Annotated in this window: 11 protein-coding genes; 10 read left to right on the top strand and 1 reads right to left on the bottom strand. The window is 39.9% G+C overall.

All coding sequences use genetic code 11. From position 1 onward, the window contains the following. The first annotated feature begins 78 nt into the window (after positions 1–78). The 8 genes from F4694_RS15010 to F4694_RS15045 all read left to right on the top strand — a co-directional run bounded on the left by F4694_RS15010 (position 79) and on the right by F4694_RS15045 (position 12,198). The gene (locus F4694_RS15010) at positions 79–1,323 is read left to right on the top strand and encodes a M20 family metallopeptidase (protein WP_179599314.1); all 1,245 of its coding nucleotides are present in this window, start codon (positions 79–81) and stop codon (positions 1,321–1,323) included. A gap of 179 nt (positions 1,324–1,502) precedes the next feature. After that, positions 1,503–2,954 carry a sodium:solute symporter family protein gene (locus tag F4694_RS15015; protein ID WP_133368720.1) on the top strand — a complete coding sequence of 484 codons (1,452 nt, stop codon included), beginning with the start codon at positions 1,503–1,505 and terminating at the stop codon, positions 2,952–2,954. A 16-nt stretch (positions 2,955–2,970) separates the two neighbouring features. After that, entirely contained in the window at positions 2,971–4,326 is a 1,356-nt protein-coding gene (locus F4694_RS15020; RefSeq protein ID WP_179599316.1) for an amidase, read from the top strand. A gap of 36 nt (positions 4,327–4,362) precedes the next feature. Then, positions 4,363–5,466, top strand: a complete 1,104-nt coding sequence (locus F4694_RS15025) for a zinc-binding dehydrogenase (RefSeq protein WP_179599318.1) — start codon at positions 4,363–4,365, stop codon at positions 5,464–5,466. Between the two features lie 125 nt (positions 5,467–5,591). Then, positions 5,592–7,652, top strand: a complete 2,061-nt coding sequence (locus F4694_RS15030; RefSeq protein ID WP_179599320.1) for a sigma-54 interaction domain-containing protein — start codon at positions 5,592–5,594, stop codon at positions 7,650–7,652. 154 nt (positions 7,653–7,806) lie between these two features. Continuing rightward, positions 7,807–9,570 carry a M28 family peptidase gene (locus F4694_RS15035; RefSeq protein WP_179599322.1) on the top strand — a complete coding sequence of 588 codons (1,764 nt, stop codon included), beginning with the start codon at positions 7,807–7,809 and terminating at the stop codon, positions 9,568–9,570. Between the two features lie 111 nt (positions 9,571–9,681). Then, positions 9,682–11,046, top strand: a complete 1,365-nt coding sequence (locus F4694_RS15040) for an amidase (protein WP_179599324.1) — start codon at positions 9,682–9,684, stop codon at positions 11,044–11,046. 39 nt (positions 11,047–11,085) lie between these two features. Continuing rightward, positions 11,086–12,198, top strand: a complete 1,113-nt coding sequence (locus tag F4694_RS15045; RefSeq protein ID WP_179599326.1) for a CapA family protein — start codon at positions 11,086–11,088, stop codon at positions 12,196–12,198. Positions 12,199–12,626: 428 nt separating this feature from the next. Here F4694_RS15045 and F4694_RS15050 read toward each other — a convergent pair whose 3' ends face one another. Beyond that, positions 12,627–12,821 carry an H-type small acid-soluble spore protein gene (locus F4694_RS15050; protein ID WP_179599328.1) on the bottom strand — a complete coding sequence of 65 codons (195 nt, stop codon included), beginning with the start codon at positions 12,819–12,821 and terminating at the stop codon, positions 12,627–12,629. A 264-nt stretch (positions 12,822–13,085) separates the two neighbouring features. Here F4694_RS15050 and F4694_RS15055 point away from each other — a divergent pair, with 264 nt between their 5' ends. Both F4694_RS15055 and F4694_RS15060 read left to right on the top strand, forming a co-directional pair. Further along, a complete protein-coding gene (locus F4694_RS15055) occupies positions 13,086–14,843 on the top strand; it encodes a sigma-54 interaction domain-containing protein (protein WP_179599330.1) in 1,758 nt (585 codons plus the stop codon). 15 nt (positions 14,844–14,858) lie between these two features. Continuing rightward, positions 14,859–16,610: a sigma-54 interaction domain-containing protein gene (locus F4694_RS15060; protein WP_179599332.1), complete on the top strand. Its 1,752-nt coding sequence runs from the start codon at positions 14,859–14,861 to the stop codon at positions 16,608–16,610. Positions 16,611–16,632: the final 22 nt, after the last annotated feature.

The raw sequence follows: 16,632 nt of genomic DNA on the forward strand, positions 1-16,632 counted from the left end.
ATATAATAATAAAAACCTTGTTATCAGATTGGCACAGAACTTGCATTAATATTGTTGTAAAGAGAAAGGGGTGCAACCATGAATGTAGCAATTGAAAAAGTAGTAGATTCGATGGGTAATGAAATCGTATCTCTATTGCAAAAAATGATTCAAATTCCTAGTGAAAATCCACCAGGAAACTATGAGGAAATTTGTAACTTTCTAGAAAAGGAACTATTATCGTTAGGATTTGAGGTAAAGGTAGTCAATGTGCCTGAGGAAGAGACGAGGAAATTAAATCTGCCAACACCTCGGAAAAATGTTATTGCTGTCATGAAGGGGAATGGAGGAGGGAAAAATTTAATTTTTAACTCTCATATTGATACAGTTCCAGCAGGAGACTTGGAACAATGGACCTACCCGCCATTTTCAGGAGCCATTGCTAATGGTAAGGTATATGGAAGAGGTGCAACAGACTCCAAAGGGCGATTAACCGCTTATATTATGGCTGCTGTGGCGTTAAAGAAGTCCGGAATTCCTTTTTACGGTGATATTGTGATCACAGCTACTTGTGATGAAGAAACTGGCGGTGTTCTAGGAGCAGGTTATGTCACTGGTCAAGGATTAGTTACCGGTGATATGGTGGTCGTGGAAGGCTACAGCAATCATATCGTTCGCGCTATGGCTGGAGTTCTTCAGTTAAGAATTAAATCAACAGGCCGTCCTGCTCATGCAGCCTTCAAATGGAAGGGAATAAATGCCGTTGAAAAAATGGCAAAAGTCATACTAGAATTAACTAACCTGCAAGAACAATTAAAAAATGAACCATCAGAAGTTGAGGGAATGAGTTATACAACCGTCAATGTTGGAGTTATCAATGGGGGAACCAAGGTGAATGTTGTCCCTGGGACCTGTGAGATTGAGGTGGACTTTCGGGTGATTCCAGAACAAACCCTTGATGATATTTATAATCGGGTATCTACTATGATCGAAAGGCTTCAGATGGAAGATCCAGAGATGAACATCCAGGTAGAGCGAGTGCCGGATTTTCAAACCAATCCAACCGTAACTGAAGCGAATTCACCTCTAATTGAGGAATTGCAATCGGCCATTCAAGAGGTATCACGAACCACACTTCCTGTAGTAGGAATGTTGGGGCAATCAGATACACGCTGGTTTATTCAAAATGGAATCCCAGGTATTAATTATGGCCCTGGTACAAACAACAATAATCTCCATGGTTATGATGAGTTCATGGAAATCGAGGATTTAATCCAAACGACAAAAATCTTAACGGTTCTTGCTAAAAATTTTTGTGGAACAAAAGAATTCGTCACGGAATAGCAGAATTATATCCTAATTTTTCGGAATATAGAAATAATTACAAAAAGGGGTTGGGGAAGAATGGGTACATTTTTGGGGTTATCGGCATCTAATTGGTTTATTTGGATCACAATGGGTGTCTTCATTATCGCCTATTTTGTTGTCACCGAAGCGATCACTAAAAAGGAGGAGAAAAAATAATGGCTATCGCTGTTCTTGTCGCTTATATGCTCGCTGTTATTGGGATTGGATATTACATGAAATCTCGCATCCAAAATGAAATGGATTTCTTAGCGGCTGGTGGGAAATTAGGGGTCTGGGTTGGAGGTATGACGCTTGCAGCCACTCAGATGAGTGCCGGTACAGCCATTGGAACGGTGGGCTTCCACTATCAAGTAGGCTATAATTTTGCTTGGATTTGGCCAGCCATTTGGGCTTCATGGGTCATCATGGCCATCTTTATTGCACCTAAAATGAAAGCATTCTTTAATTCTAATAAGGCCTTAACCATTCCCGACCTATTAGGAACCCGCTATGAAAGTAATGCCATCCGAGTGATTTCTGTTCTTATTCTATTAGTTTGTTACGGGATGACAGTAGTAGCTGAATTAGTTGGAGGATCGTATTTATTAAATGTTGTTTTCGATATCCCTATTACATGGGGTGTATTAATTATTGCATTTATATTTATTGCTTACACTGTAATGGGCGGGTTATTTGCCATTGCTTATACAGACGTGCTCCAAATGATTGTCTTTGCTCTAGGATTTGCGATTGCGGTGCCTTTTGCAGTATCAAAGGCGGGGGGCTTTAGTAAATTAAATGAAACATTATCTTCGATTGATCCGAATCTTGTTGCCACCGGAATGCCTTCATCGGCTTTAACGGCAGTCGCTCTGTCATTCTTTATCATGATGATCGGATATCCTATTATTGCTGTTCGTTTTTATTCAATAAAAGATAATAAAACTATCCGCCGTGCAGTAGGTATATCTTTTATTTTTCAGGCAATTGTAGCGGTTTCTATCGCCATCCTTGGGGTTAGTGCAAGAGTTTTATATCCTAATTTAACTTCACCTGATTTAGCCAGCTCTACAATCGCCATGGATCTATTGCCGCCAGTATTGGGTGGATTGCTTTTAGCTGCGATTTTAGCCGCGATTCAGTCTACTGTAAGTGCCGTTTTGTTGATGCTTGGAAGTTCAATCTCTCATGATATTATGAAAAATGTAATGAAGAAAAAATTAAGCGACAAACAACAATTAAAGATTACCAGAATAGTGGTATTGATTATGGGGATTTTACCAATACCGTTTGCGTTAAACCCGCTGCCATTAATTCAGCAAATTTGGATTAATGCAGCTGCCCTGATTGGTTCATCCTTCGCAGTCTCTATTTTGTTAGGGTTGTACTGGAAACGGGCAACAAAAGCTGGTGCTATTACCTCCATGGTTGGCGGAATAGGCAGCGCTATACTTTGGTTATCACTTGGCAACCCATTTGGATTGGATCCTGTTTATATCAGTGTACCGGTAAGTCTATTAGGAATGGTGTTTGTCAGCTTACTAACGAAGCCGGTATCAAAACAAGCATTACAACCATTTTTTAAAGATGTCCAAGCATCGGAGTCTGGAAACACAATAGCAGGATAAAAAGGAGGAAATTGCATTGCCTTCAACAGATACGAAGCAATTGCTTTATAAGTCAATTGAAGAAATCAGTACATTATATAGAAAAAAAGAGGTATCTCCGGTCGAGATTACGGAAGAAACTTTAGACCGCTTACAGGAATTGGAGCCAAGGCTAAATGCATTTGTTACGGTCCTTGGTGAGCAAGCTATGGCGAAAGCAAGAAAAGCTGAAGCGATTTTCGTAAAAGGGGAAAATGCCAGTAAGTTATTTGGGATACCTGTATCATTGAAGGATATTTTTATGACAAAAGGGATTCGTACTTCACTTGGATCAAGAATTATGAAGGACTTTGTTCCAGAAGAAGATGCTTTTGTTTATAGTGCATTACAGGATAATGGTGCCATCATCATTGGGAAAAATAATATGCTTGAATTTGCTTACGGGTCCGTACACCCAGATTATGGTCAATGCAATAATCCGTGGAATGTAAGCCGTACAGCTGGTGGATCCAGTACTGGGTCAGGCGCGTCAGTTGCCGTAGGGATTGGATATGCCTCAATCGGAACGGATACAGGAGGCTCCATCCGCGTTCCATCTTCCTTTTGCGGTATTGTTGGGCTGAAGCCAACCTATGAAACGGTTTCTCGACAAGGGTTGTTCCCTTTATCTCATTCTTTAGACCATATCGGGCCGCTAACTAGGACTGTCCGAGATAATGCAATTGTTCTGGAGCACATTTCTTCCCGCCGCTTTAATTTCGATTCCTGGGGAGAGATTCGCGGGATAAAAGTGGGCGTCATCCGATCATTAACCGATTCTATTATGAATCCGGAAGTATCTGCGTTAATGGTATCTGCCATTCAGCAACTTAAGGAATTAGGTGCTCAGCTTTACGATGTAGAGATTCCAGGAATTGAATCAATCGAAGAAGCTGCCTTGCCTATTGTCCTTGCAGAAGCTTCGACGTATCATCAAAAATGGTTTGATTCGAGGGAAAAAGATTATTCTCCAAACACCTATGCCAACCTAAGAGAAGGCTATAGGGTTACAGCAGTAAGCTATTTGGAAGCGTTAGAGAAGAAAAAGGCGTTCACAGAAGCAGTTGATCAAGTATTAAAACAGGTGGATGTGCTGATTTGTCCAACGGTCCCATATCCTGCTACTGAAAAGGACCCTTCCTTTGAGGATGGAAATATCGATATTTCTCAGCGTACGATTCCATTTAATATGAGTGGACATCCGGCTCTATCTCTGTCAGCAGGAAATACTGGTTCAGAAAATCTGCCGGTGGGGCTGCAAATCATTGGACGATACTTTGATGAAGAAACCATTTATCGTGTAGGTGATGCCTTCCAACAATCTACAGGCGGCTACAAGCAGCCTCCACTTTAGATGAGAGAAATGGATAAGGCGGAAGAAGGGGATACCATGTTAAAAAACGATTCAATTAATACCACAAAACCTAACCATGTTCCTGATACCATGACAGCTGTTGTCATCAAGGAACATGGCGGACCGGAAGTACTAAAGTATGAATCAATCGCAACTCCCGTGCCGGGGCTTGGAGAGGTATTACTTAAAGTTGAGGCAACTGCATTAAATCACCTTGACATTTTTGTAAGAGAGGGCTTAAAAGGACCTGGGGTCCCAGAAATCACATTACCGCATATATCGGGTGTAGATATTGTAGGAACCGTTGAATATTATGGGAAAGGGCTCCCTGGACAGAAAGGCGAACCTGCCATAGGAGAAAGAGTTATCATCAATCCAGCTATCGGTTGTAATGAATGCCGCTTTTGCCGACGTGGAGAACCAAGTATGTGCCATGACTATCAAATATTGGGGGAACACTTTTGGGGCGGTTTGGCTGAATATGTAGTGGCCCCTGCACGCAATATTATACCTGTACCTGCTCACATTCCATCTGAGGTAGCTGCAGCTGCTCCAGTTGTTTACACTACTGCATGGAGAGCCGTTATGACGGTTGCCCAGGTAAAACCATCAGACGTGGTCCTTGTAGTTGGAGCATCTGGAGGTCTGGGATCGGCCCAGGTGGAGATTGCCGCAGCAGCAGGCGCCACTGTAATCGGAATTGCCAGTACGGAAGAGAAACGTCAAAAAGCACGTCAAAAAGGCGCTGTCGCGGTGTTTGATTCAAATGGTGATTGGGAAGCAGAAGTAATGGAATGGACCAATGGACAGGGGGTCAGTGCCGCTTTTGATGCTGTAGGGGCCCCTACCATAAGGAAAAGCTTGCGCTGCCTAGAGATGGGTGGGAAAATCGTCCTATCTGGAGCAACAGCTGGTGATTCGCCTGATTTAAGCATAAGAGAAATTTATCAGCGTCACCGTCAAATATTAGGCGCACCGATGGGGAATTGGGAAGATTTCTTGCAGGTGACGAACCTGATTTGGAACGGAAAATTACGCCCAACTATTCATAAAGTATATCCTTTCGAGGAAATTGCTGAGGCACAGCGAGAGTTGGAAGAGAGAAAGCATTTTGGAAAAATAGTAATAAAGATAAGTTAATAAAAATTGTAATGGTAAAAACAGCCGCTTGGCTGTTTTTATTTTTTTGAATAGTCTTCATTGACTAAAAAATCAAAAAACTTTACAATATCCTTTAAGATAGGTTGAATTAGGGGGAGAATAGGTTGCCTAAGATTTTAGCGGTCACGAAAGATAATCGTACATATAAATTGTTTTTTAATCAAATTTCTGACTTTTTTAATGGAAAAGTGACCATTTTATCACGCGAGCAATGTCAAGATCATGAAAACGTTGATATCATATTGCTCTCTAATAAAGAGCTTCAAGACGACCAGTACCCCGAAGAAAAAGTCTTAATTGCTAGAAGGACGATAAATATTGCAAGACTAGAAGAATTAATCTCTTTGCCGGCAGGAACTAAATGCCTTGTAGTGAATAACTTAGCCTCCACTGCCTCTGAAACGATCGAAATTTTGGAAAACCTCGGTTTTGAATTAAAGTTCTATCCCTATTACCCTGGAATCAAAACGTATCAAAAAGTAGAGGTCGCCATTATTCCTGAGGCACTTGAAATGGTTCCAAAAGGGATAAAAAGAATGATCGATATCGGGTTGCGCCCATTAGATTTTTCAACCCTCATTGAACTTTCACTTAAGTTAAACATCAATATCGATCGAGCCAATATTCAGTCAGCCAGATACATTCAAGAAATCATAAAATTAAGCAGAAACCTTTCACATTCCTTTAAAGAGGTTGCCCATCTCAATCATCAATTAGATGCGATTTTAAACACTGTACATGATGGAATTCTTGCGACAGATGCAGAAAAGAAGATTATAAAAATAAACAGATCCGCAAAATCAATGCTCGGTATGCATCATTCAGAGAATGAGATCATTGGAAAGAAAGTTTCAGAAATACTTCCAAAATTGAAGCTGGATTCCTACATAAATGATGATTTATCGCAAAAAAACCATGTTATATCCTTTAACGAAAGAAAATTAATTATCAATAATAGTTCCATTGTAGTGGATCAAAAAAATAGTGGAGACGTCACAGCTTTTCAGGATGTAACACGGATTCAGGCTTTGGAGCAGGAAATCAGAAAGAAGATACAAAAAAAGGGGTTTTCTTCAAGGTATTCGATATCAGATATCATTGGTAAAAGTCAGCGAATGAAGGATATCTTGCATATTATTAACAAGCTGGCAAAAACAGACCGGACCGTATTAATATTAGGGGAAAATGGAACTGGAAAGGAATTGTTTGCCCATTCTATTCATCAACTATCATCCCGTCATAACGGCCCATTTATTCCCGTGAATTTTGCCGGGCTACCTGAATCATTAGCGGAAAGTGAACTTTTTGGATATGAAGAAGGGACATTTACTGGCGGAGTAAAAGGTGGTAAACAAGGACTTTTTGAATTAGCACATAATGGTACCATCTTCCTTGATGAAATAGGGGACGCTCCTAAAAACCTGCAAACTCTGCTCTTACGCGTTTTACAAGAGAAACAAGTGATGCGGGTTGGGGGGAGAAGTATTATCCCAGTCAATGTCCGTGTGATTGCCGCAACAAATAAGGACCTAAAAAAGATGGTCGAAGAAGGAAGCTTTCGCGAGGATCTCTATTATCGGTTATTTGTATTGCCGCTGCGCATACCGCCTCTTCGAGATCGAAAAGAGGATATTCCGGAATTAATCACTCATTTTTTTGAAGAGTTTTGTCCCACTATTCCCGCTATATCGGATGATGTCTTGAATGAGTTAGTTAATTATAATTGGCCTGGTAACGTAAGGGAGTTGGCAAGTGTTGTTCAATACATGATTACGGTGATGGAAAATAACTTTATCACTCATCTTGATTTACCGGAACAATTTCACCGGACAGGACCAACTGTTAAAATAGATGATACCTTATTGCAGTTGACTAAAGAAGGAGATTTGGTAGACTTTCATACAATACTATGTAGTTTACTTGAAGCCATGCAGGAGCGGAAGAGCATAGGCAGAGGGAAAATCGTTTCGTATGCTAAGGAAAAAGGAGTCCTCTTAACGGATCAACAAGTTCGGCGCAGAATGGAAACATTGAGGGATCTGGGATTTATTCAATCTGGAACAAAAGGCCAGGGGAGCAGATTAACCCAAATGGGTATGAGTACCATGAAACAAATGCAAAGAATCATAACTGAAAACGAAAAAGTTATGAAAAGGCTGTCCTAATAGGACAGCCTTTTTTAGCCTATTAGACCCTAAATAGGCAGCCTTTGTCGCAGGTGAGTTCTTTATTTCTACGACTTTTGTAATTTGGTAAATTGGCACAATACTTGCATTAATAGTATATGAAACCATGTATCCAAGAAAGGGGATAAAATCAATGTCAACTGTTACAAATATTGCTCATGAGAAAAGCTTATTTGATGAAATTAGTATGGAGGTTCCCAAAGCCGTCCTGGAAAGATTCAGCACGTTAATTCGTGAATCTGGTAGTGAAGATGAAAGAATTGCCGCTGACTTCTTAACGAATTATTTACAAGAATGGGGTGTACCTCATAAGGTCCATCACCCTGAATTATATTTAAGCGTTCCAAAAAAGGCTTATCTAAAAGTAACGGCTCCCTTTGAAAAAGAAATTAGAGTTAAAACACCTTCTTTCTCAGTTGCAACCGGTGATAATTCGGTCAGTGGCGAGCTTGTTTACATAGCTACTGGATATGCAAAAGGCATTAATGATATTTTTGGAACGGCAGTAGATGGCGACTTAGGAGATTTACAAGGAAAAATTGTCCTTACTGAAGGGTATGCGATGCCAGGAAAGGTAAGGGAATTTGCCGAAAAGGGAGTAAATGCGATGATTTTCATCAACCCTGGCAAAAACATTCACGAGGGCATATGTACACCAATCTGGGGAGCACCGGATTTAGAAAACATGAATAACGAACCAACCATCCCGGTCCTTGCGATCAATAAAAACGATGGCGATGAGTTAAAAGCATTAATTGAAAAAGAAAGCCTAACGATTGAATTCAAGACATATCTTGAAAAAGGCTGGATGGAATGTCCAGTAATCGATATTTTTATAGAAGGAACAGAAGAACCAGAAAAATATGTTCTCCTACATGGCCATTTAGATTCTTGGCATGAAGGAATCGGAGATAATGCTACCGGGAATGCTGCATTACTAGAAATGGCACGGATTTTTTATAAGCACCGCGACAAGTTAAAGAGAAGTGTGCGAATTGCAGTTTGGACAGGTCATTCAACGGGCAGATATGCCGGTTCGAGCTGGTTCGTTGACCAATTCGGATTAGATTTAGATAAAAATTGTATTGCACAGGTGAACTGTGACTCTCCAGGATGCCGCTGGGCTACTTCTTATGAGTATATGATGTGGATGAGCGAAGTCGATGAATTCTGTACAGATGTTATTACCGATGCTGTCAATCTTCCTTCAAAAGGATCAAGACCACTTCGTGCAGGTGATTATTCATTTAACAACGTTGGTATTACTTCCTTCTTTATGCTTTCTTCCAGCATTCCAGAGGAGCTTCTAAAAGAAAAAGGCTACTATCCTGTAGGTGGGTGTGGAGCAAACATTGAATGGCACACAGAAGAAGATTTAATGCATGTAGCGGATTTAGATATCCTTGTAAAGGACATTAAAGTCTATATTACTGGGGTGTTACGTGCAGTTAATAGCACGATTCATCCATTTAATTTTGTGAAGACCGCGGATGAGTTTAAGAATACGATTAAATCCTATCAGGACGCAGCAGGCTCCAATTTTGATTTTACTCTAGCATTAAATGAAGTGTCTGCACTTCGCGAAGATTTACTAGCATTCTATGACAAAGCAAACACATTAAAAGGTTTGGAGATCAGCAACCCTGTAGTAAAACAAGCAAATGAAGTCATTGAAAAATTAGCGAGAATCTTGGTTCCAATCAACTTCACAAAGCGTGGGAAATTCTGGCATGATCCTGCTCTTAATGTTCCAGCCCTGCCAGACATTGCACCTGCCTTAAACTTTAAACAGGTACAAGAAGGAACTCATGAGTATAAGGTTTTAAAAACTCATTTAACTCGCGGCCAAAACCGTGTCATTTGGGCCATTCAACAAGCCCGGGAATTACTATCTTAAGAGTGTCTGCTGCTGGGAGTGTCAGGAGCTTGCTGACACTCCTTTTTAGGAGAAAGAATGTAGCATTTAAGGCTCGTCCAGACCTGCCTGACAAATGGAGGAGAAACCGACATGGCCATAACAAGTGCAAAAGATTTACTATTTAAAACAATCGATGAAATTGGAACGTTGTATCGCCGTAAGGAGGTATCACCGGTTGAAGTAACAAAAGCAACTTTGGAACGTTTGGATGAACTCGAGCCTAAGTTAAATGCTTTTATTACAGTGTTGGCAGAAGCAGCCCTAAAGAAAGCTCAAGATGCAGAAGCAGTATTTCTTAAGGGAGAAGCTGTCGGCAAATTGTACGGGGTGCCTGTATCAATTAAGGATATCTTTAGCACTAGGGGAATCAAAACGACATTAGGCTCAAGAATACTACAAAACCATGTTCCAGATGAGGATGCGTATCTATATACAGCGCTACAATCTTCGGGTGCGATTATTTTTGGTAAAAACAATATGCTTGAATTTGCTTATGGTTCTGTTCATCCTGATTATGGTCAGTGTAATAACCCTTGGGATGTCAATAGAACTTCCGGAGGTTCAAGTACGGGTTCAGCATCATCGGTAGCCGCCGGAATTGGGTTCGCCTCGATTGGAACCGATACAGGGGGCTCAATTCGCCTGCCATCCTCATTTTGTGGGGTTGTCGGTTTAAAGCCTACCTATGATAGAGTTTCGCGTGAGGGATTATTCCATTTATCCCATTCATTGGATCATATTGGGCCGTTAACGAGAACCGTTCGCGATAATGCCGTTGTATTGGAATGTATTTCTTCTATCCCAGTAAACTTTAATTCTATTTTTACCGGTTCGATTAAAGGTATGAAAGTAGGAGTTATCCGTTCTTTAATCGACTTATCTGCCATTCATCCAGAGGTAAGAGTACTGGTGAATGCCGGGATTAATCAGCTTGATGAATTAGGTGCTGAAGTCGTGGACATCGAAATACCTGAAATTGCAAACATAGACGAAATCGCTCTTCCAATATTGATGTCAGAAGGATCCTTCCATCATAAGAAGTGGTATCCAGAACGTGCAGTCGATTACGCAGAAGGAACCAAGATCGTTTTGGCAGAAGGATTCAAGATACCAGCTGTAAGTTATGTAGAAGCACTTGCTAAGAAAAGAAAGTTTGCTGAAAAAATCGACAGTCTATTCGATCGTTTCGATGTACTTGTATGCCCAACCTCACCAAGTCCTGCATCGGAACGTGATCCATCATTTGAAGATACAACATATGATTATCTCCAACGAACCATTCCGTTTAACATTGCGGGTAATCCTGCATTAACGGTTTCCGCCGGCCTTACGGCATCTGAAAACTTACCTGTTGGTCTTCAGTTCATCGGGCGTCACCATGATGAAGCAACCATTTATCGTATCGCCGATACATTCCAAACAGCCAATGGAGGATATAAACGGCCGCTCATTTAAGGGCCATTTTTCTAAAAATAAATATTGGGGGTTGTCCATATGTCATCAATCACTATTGCTGCTGTAGGTGATATTACTCTATCGCAGAAAGTTGGAAAGGAATTATTTAGGGGTGTATGGGATGCTGCGGATATTCGAATTGGAAATCTGGAGTCGCCAATCATGCATACACCGGGTGCTCCCGCTGATAAGCAATTTCGATTGCAACAGCCAATAGAAGCAGGGGAATGGCTGAAAGAGTTGAATCCTACAGCCGTTTCGATTGCTAATAATCACACGATGGACTGGGGCCCAGAGGGACTTTTTCAAACACAAGAAGAACTGGATCGAATTGGCGTAAGCTATGCTGGAGGAGGCCGGAATCTAGAAGAAGCCATCAAACCTGTATATTTTCAAGCAGGCGATCATAGAATTGCATTCCTATCTTGGGCCACTACGTTGTCACCAGGATTCCAGGCCATGCACAATCGTCCAGGTATAGCGGGTGTAAGGGTTACATCCTTCTATGAATTAGGACCAAGTCTTGATTTGGAGCAGCCTGGAACAGCTCCGTATATTAAATCAGTACCGTTTGAGGAAGATCTAGTATTACTTGAAAAAGTGATTGAGGAGGCGAATAGGGAAGCAGATCTCGTTATATTAGCTCTTCATTGGGGTGTACCGCCTCAGTGGTGTGTTCCATATCAAGGTGTGATTGCCGAATATCAACCAATCATTGCGCAGCGTGCAGCCAATGCTGGTGTCGATATTATACTTGGGCACCATGCACATGCTCCATATGGAATGGAAGCATTCAAAGGCAAAGATAAAAAAGAAGTGCCTGTGCTTTACAGTCTTGGAAACTACATTTCTCATTACGAATACTCAGGAGTAGGGCTGGATATGTCTTCCTGTACCATTAAATTCCCTCCTAAGCTCCCAGAAAACCGCCAAAGCTGTATTGCAGAAATCAAACTAACTACTTCTAATAAAAGACTTAGTGTTGAACGGGTTACGATCCATCCAGCAGTAATCAGTGAAATTGGTGAAGCAATTGAAACTAGCATCCAAGATTGTTTAGACATTGCCAATCGATTAAATGAGTTTAATAATCAGCGTGGTACGGTAACCATAATTGAAGATAATAAAGTTGTCTGGAATAGCAATAATTAAAACACTGCCTAAATTTGAATGCATGATGTCTAATATAAAAACCAACCGACTAATGATTTGTAGAGACTCAGATAAATGACACAAGGAAAAAACACCCCCCTGAACCGTATTTATACAATATGATTCTTAGGAGGGTGTTTTTCTATGAGCACGAGAGTTCATTACCCAGAAGAAATAAAGTGGGAAGTGATTAAGATGAAACAAGCTGGAAAGACAAACAAAGAAAGCAGCTGGGGTTAAAATAAGCCCCAAATTAAACATGGTTGAGATGGTACAAAACAGGTCAAACCTATTGGTTTTCTCAACAAGTGGGAAAACAATATTCCTACGATGAGGGAACGGATAATAAACTAAATGCTAAAGAGGGAACATTCAAACTTCTGGTTCGAATGTTCCATTTTTTTAATCTTCATTGAAATCGTACCTATTCAAGTATAATACTCTCCTGTTTCTTCCAAATCATTAATCTGCACGATTTGTCTTTCACTATGTATTCCTCTTTCGGATACAACCGACTTGCTTGACGTCTCATCTATGTTCTCAATCCAGACTGGAATTCCATGATAGTGAACAGCAATTTCTTGGTCGGATAATAGGATTTCTTTGGCACGATTTACATTCATATGAACACCTCAAAACTATCCTTTCCGATAGAGCAATTTTATATTCTAATTTTTAGGTAGGAGTTAACTCGAAGAAAATTCTCATTAGAGATAGAAAATGAAGGCCAAGGCATTTTCAAATGTCTTTGATAGATTAATGATATTTCAAAATAGTCAGATTATATGATATACTTCTTTCGTGCATATGGAATTATTACTATTTGAAAGCGTTTACTTTAAGTGTCCTCAACCCGAAAAACTATTGCAAGAGGCGGTGAATATAGAATGATTACCATAGAACAGCCTTTAATAGATTGCTTTCAGAAAGTTTGCAGATCAATCGGAAGTTTTGAAACAGGACTTACGGAAATCTTCCTGCTGACTAACCTTGATGGCTACTATTGCCAATACGATATCCTGAAGAAAAAAATCATAGTTGATGAAAATCAGAGTGATAGGGTGAATCAGGTAAAGTGGGAAGAATACATCCATTCAGATGATATATCTTACGAGGAATCTCAATCCCAATGGATATATACCTGTCCGGTTTCACACAATGGTGAACATAAATATATGTTAATGGTAAAATATCCTGAAAAAGATAATCAGAAACTCATTCTCATCTTAGACATCCTTGCAAAACAGCTAAGTTATCAACTAGTGACCCAGCCTAATCTTCAATCCCTATTTTTACAGAGTAAATATCAGAAGCAAATCACGAACACTATCGATGAAGGATATTTGACTGTTGATAAAAAAGGAATCATCACATTTATAAACGAAACAGGGTCAAATATGCTTGGTATTGGTGAAAATGAAATCATAGGCCAGCTTCTTGTCGATGTTCTTTCTAATTTTAAACCCTCACCCCTTGAAACGCTGTACACAAAAGAAAATTGGGTTAATCGGGAGGGTTTTTTTGATTTGCCGAAAGGAAAGATTCATCTTATCTTTTCAGTCACTCCTTTATTTGAAAAGGGACTTCCTGTTGGGATTGTCGTAACCTTTAGAGAAATGAAAATCATCATGAAAAAGTTAGAGAGTTTTGTCAGCATCAATCCTATATTTCAATTTGAGGATTTAATTTATAAAAGCTGCTCCATGAGGGAATTGGTAAAGACCGCAAAAGTCGCTGCTAAAACAGAATCCAATATTTTAATAGAAGGTGAGAGCGGGACGGGGAAAGAATTAATTGCCCAGGCCATACATAATCATAGCCAGCGTAAAGGTAAACCGTTTATTGTTATTGACTGTTCCTCGATACCAAGAGATTTAGTAGAAAGTGAGTTATTCGGCTATATAGATGGTGCTTTTACAGGTGCACGTAAAGGAGGCAGGCTTGGAAAGTTTGAGGTAGCAAATGGAGGAACTGTGTTTCTCGATGAAATTGGGGAAATGCCTTTAGAAATTCAGGTAAAGCTGCTGCGTGTTCTTCAAACCCGTACGATTACACGAGTTGGAGGGTATGATCCTATCCCATGCAATGTAAGAATTATCGCTGCGACGAATCGACATCTCGAGACTGAAGTTGAAAATGAAAATTTTCGTTTAGACCTTTATTATCGTTTAAATGTCCTGCAGCTCACTGTCCCGCCATTAAAAGAAAGAGAAGGCGATATTCCTTTATTGACCAAAACATTGGTTGAAGTTGCAGCAAATCGAACGAACCGCTATTCACCAATCATCTCATTGGAAACAATGAACATACTTGAAAGTTATTCATGGCCCGGAAATATAAGAGAATTAGAAAACGTCATTGAAAGGGCAATCCTAATTGCACACGATGTGATTGAGCCTGACCACCTGCCAAAATATATTCTTCATGCAGATCAGATAAGTGAAAAGAGAATGTTTGAACCTATAAGTCTTACGGATAAAAGGGCGGTTTCTGTTAAAGAGATGGAAAAGGAGTTAATTATTAATATGCTAAAGAAGATGAATGGAAACAAAAGTTTGGCTGCACGAAAATTAGGGATTTCACGATCGAGCTTATATGAAAAAATAGCTAAATATAAAATCGAATGCGTGAATGAATTTCAATAAGGGGGTGTTTGCGATATGAATATTCAGGCCAGCCTTGTGGTGGAAGAGGTTAAAAAGGTTTTTGAGCAAGTTAAAAACGATAATGAAATAGATTCAAAGCTCGAAATTATCGGCTTGGATTATTCTTATATTTGTCATTATGACCCTGTTTTAGAGGAGGTAGTAGTAGATAGTGGCAGTGCAGTAAACCTGCCCAATAAGCTACCCTTAATCCATAAAACGATATGCTATGATGACCGGGACATCGGAGTACATAGGGATGGTCAATTAGAATATCTTTACTCCTCACCGATTATTCTGGGATCAGAACTGAAATACTTACTTGTTTGTACCTCCACTGCTAAACAAGATTCATTGATGCTTCTTATTTTAGAATTGTTGGCCAGTTTTATAAGCGCACGGCTTGAAACTCACATAAAACTTCAAGAAATTTTTTTAAAGAACGATCATATGAAACAAATTACAGAAACGGTAAGCGCAGGCAGTTTGTCCGTCGATAAATTCGGGACCATTCTGTTACTTAATGAAGTGGGAGCGGAAATGCTTGGTGTAACAGCAGAAGAAGTACTAGGAAAACCAATATTTGAGGTTTTGGATAATCAGGCATTCTCGTTAAACGTCCTGAATACAAGAAAGCCAATCCTAGACAGAGAAATCAAAATTAAAATTAATAAGGGTCAATATTATTTTCTTCTATCTTCCGTACCCCTTTATGATAATTTGAATGATCCGATCGGAGTTCTTTTTCATTTTAAGGATATTAGAAAAGAAGTAGAAATGATTGTGAATACAAAGAGTTTTTTTCACTTTGACGATATAATATATCAATGTGAAGAAATGAAGGACTTAATCCAATTAGCGAAAAAAGCGGCATTACAGGACTCGAGTATCTTAATTGAAGGTGAAAGTGGAACCGGGAAGGAGCTCATTGCGCAATCTATTCATAATTACAGCAACCGTTCAAATAAGCCGTTTATTGTCATAGATTGCTCCGCTATCCCCCGGAATCTTGTGGAGAGTGAATTATTTGGCTATGAAGAAGGTTCCTTTACCGGTTCACACAAAGGGGGAAGAATGGGAAAGTTCGAACGAGCCAACGGCGGGACCGTTTTCCTTGATGAAATTGGAGAAATGCCGTTAGAGATTCAGTCTAAGCTCCTTCGTGTCATTCAAAGCAGGTCGATTACGAGAGTCGGCGGACATGAACCGATACCGATTAATATCAGGATCATTGCCGCTACAAATCGAAATTTGGCGCATGAAGTGGCAGAAGGCAGTTTCAGACATGATTTATACTATCGTCTAAATGTCATTAATTTATTTGTGCCTGCGTTACGTGATCGTAAAGGAGATCTTCCATTACTTATACATAAATTGATGGAAAAGACAGCGAAACGAGAAAAAAGGGAAGTACCCCATCTGTCGAACCGCGTCATGGAGGTTCTTGAAAACTATGAATGGCCGGGGAATATTAGAGAATTGGAAAATACTATGGAACGTGCCGTAATCCTTGCCAATGGAGAAATTGACTATCAACAGCTGCCAAAGCGATTGTTGGAGCTAGAAAATATAAATGTGTCTTCTATCCCTGTTCAGACCGAACATGTTGTTAATCAGACAGCACAAAAGCCTAAGACTGTCATGGAACAGCAATTAATTATCAGCGCCCTTAAAGCGTCAAATGGAAACAAAAGCAAAGCTGCCAAACAGCTCGGAATCGCGAGATCGACCTTATATGAAAAAATGTATCAGTATAAATTACTTTAGAGTTCCATAAAACATTAAAAGA

The organism is Neobacillus driksii (assembly GCF_013409995.1).
GTDB lineage: Bacteria > Bacillota > Bacilli > Bacillales > Cytobacillaceae > Neobacillus > Neobacillus driksii.

Excerpts from the sequence above, each read along its gene's own strand:
- F4694_RS15010 (WP_179599314.1), top strand. The coding sequence starts at position 79 with ATGAATGTAGCAATTGAAAAAGTAGTAGATTCGATGGGTAATGAAATC.
- F4694_RS15015 (WP_133368720.1), top strand. The coding sequence starts at position 1,503 with ATGGCTATCGCTGTTCTTGTCGCTTATATGCTCGCTGTTATTGGGATT.
- F4694_RS15025 (WP_179599318.1), top strand. The coding sequence starts at position 4,363 with ATGTTAAAAAACGATTCAATTAATACCACAAAACCTAACCATGTTCCT.
- F4694_RS15035 (WP_179599322.1), top strand. The coding sequence starts at position 7,807 with ATGTCAACTGTTACAAATATTGCTCATGAGAAAAGCTTATTTGATGAA.
- F4694_RS15040 (WP_179599324.1), top strand. The coding sequence starts at position 9,682 with ATGGCCATAACAAGTGCAAAAGATTTACTATTTAAAACAATCGATGAA.
- F4694_RS15045 (WP_179599326.1), top strand. The coding sequence starts at position 11,086 with ATGTCATCAATCACTATTGCTGCTGTAGGTGATATTACTCTATCGCAG.
- F4694_RS15050 (WP_179599328.1), bottom strand. The coding sequence starts at position 12,821 with ATGAATGTAAATCGTGCCAAAGAAATCCTATTATCCGACCAAGAAATT.
- F4694_RS15055 (WP_179599330.1), top strand. The coding sequence starts at position 13,086 with ATGATTACCATAGAACAGCCTTTAATAGATTGCTTTCAGAAAGTTTGC.
- F4694_RS15060 (WP_179599332.1), top strand. The coding sequence starts at position 14,859 with ATGAATATTCAGGCCAGCCTTGTGGTGGAAGAGGTTAAAAAGGTTTTT.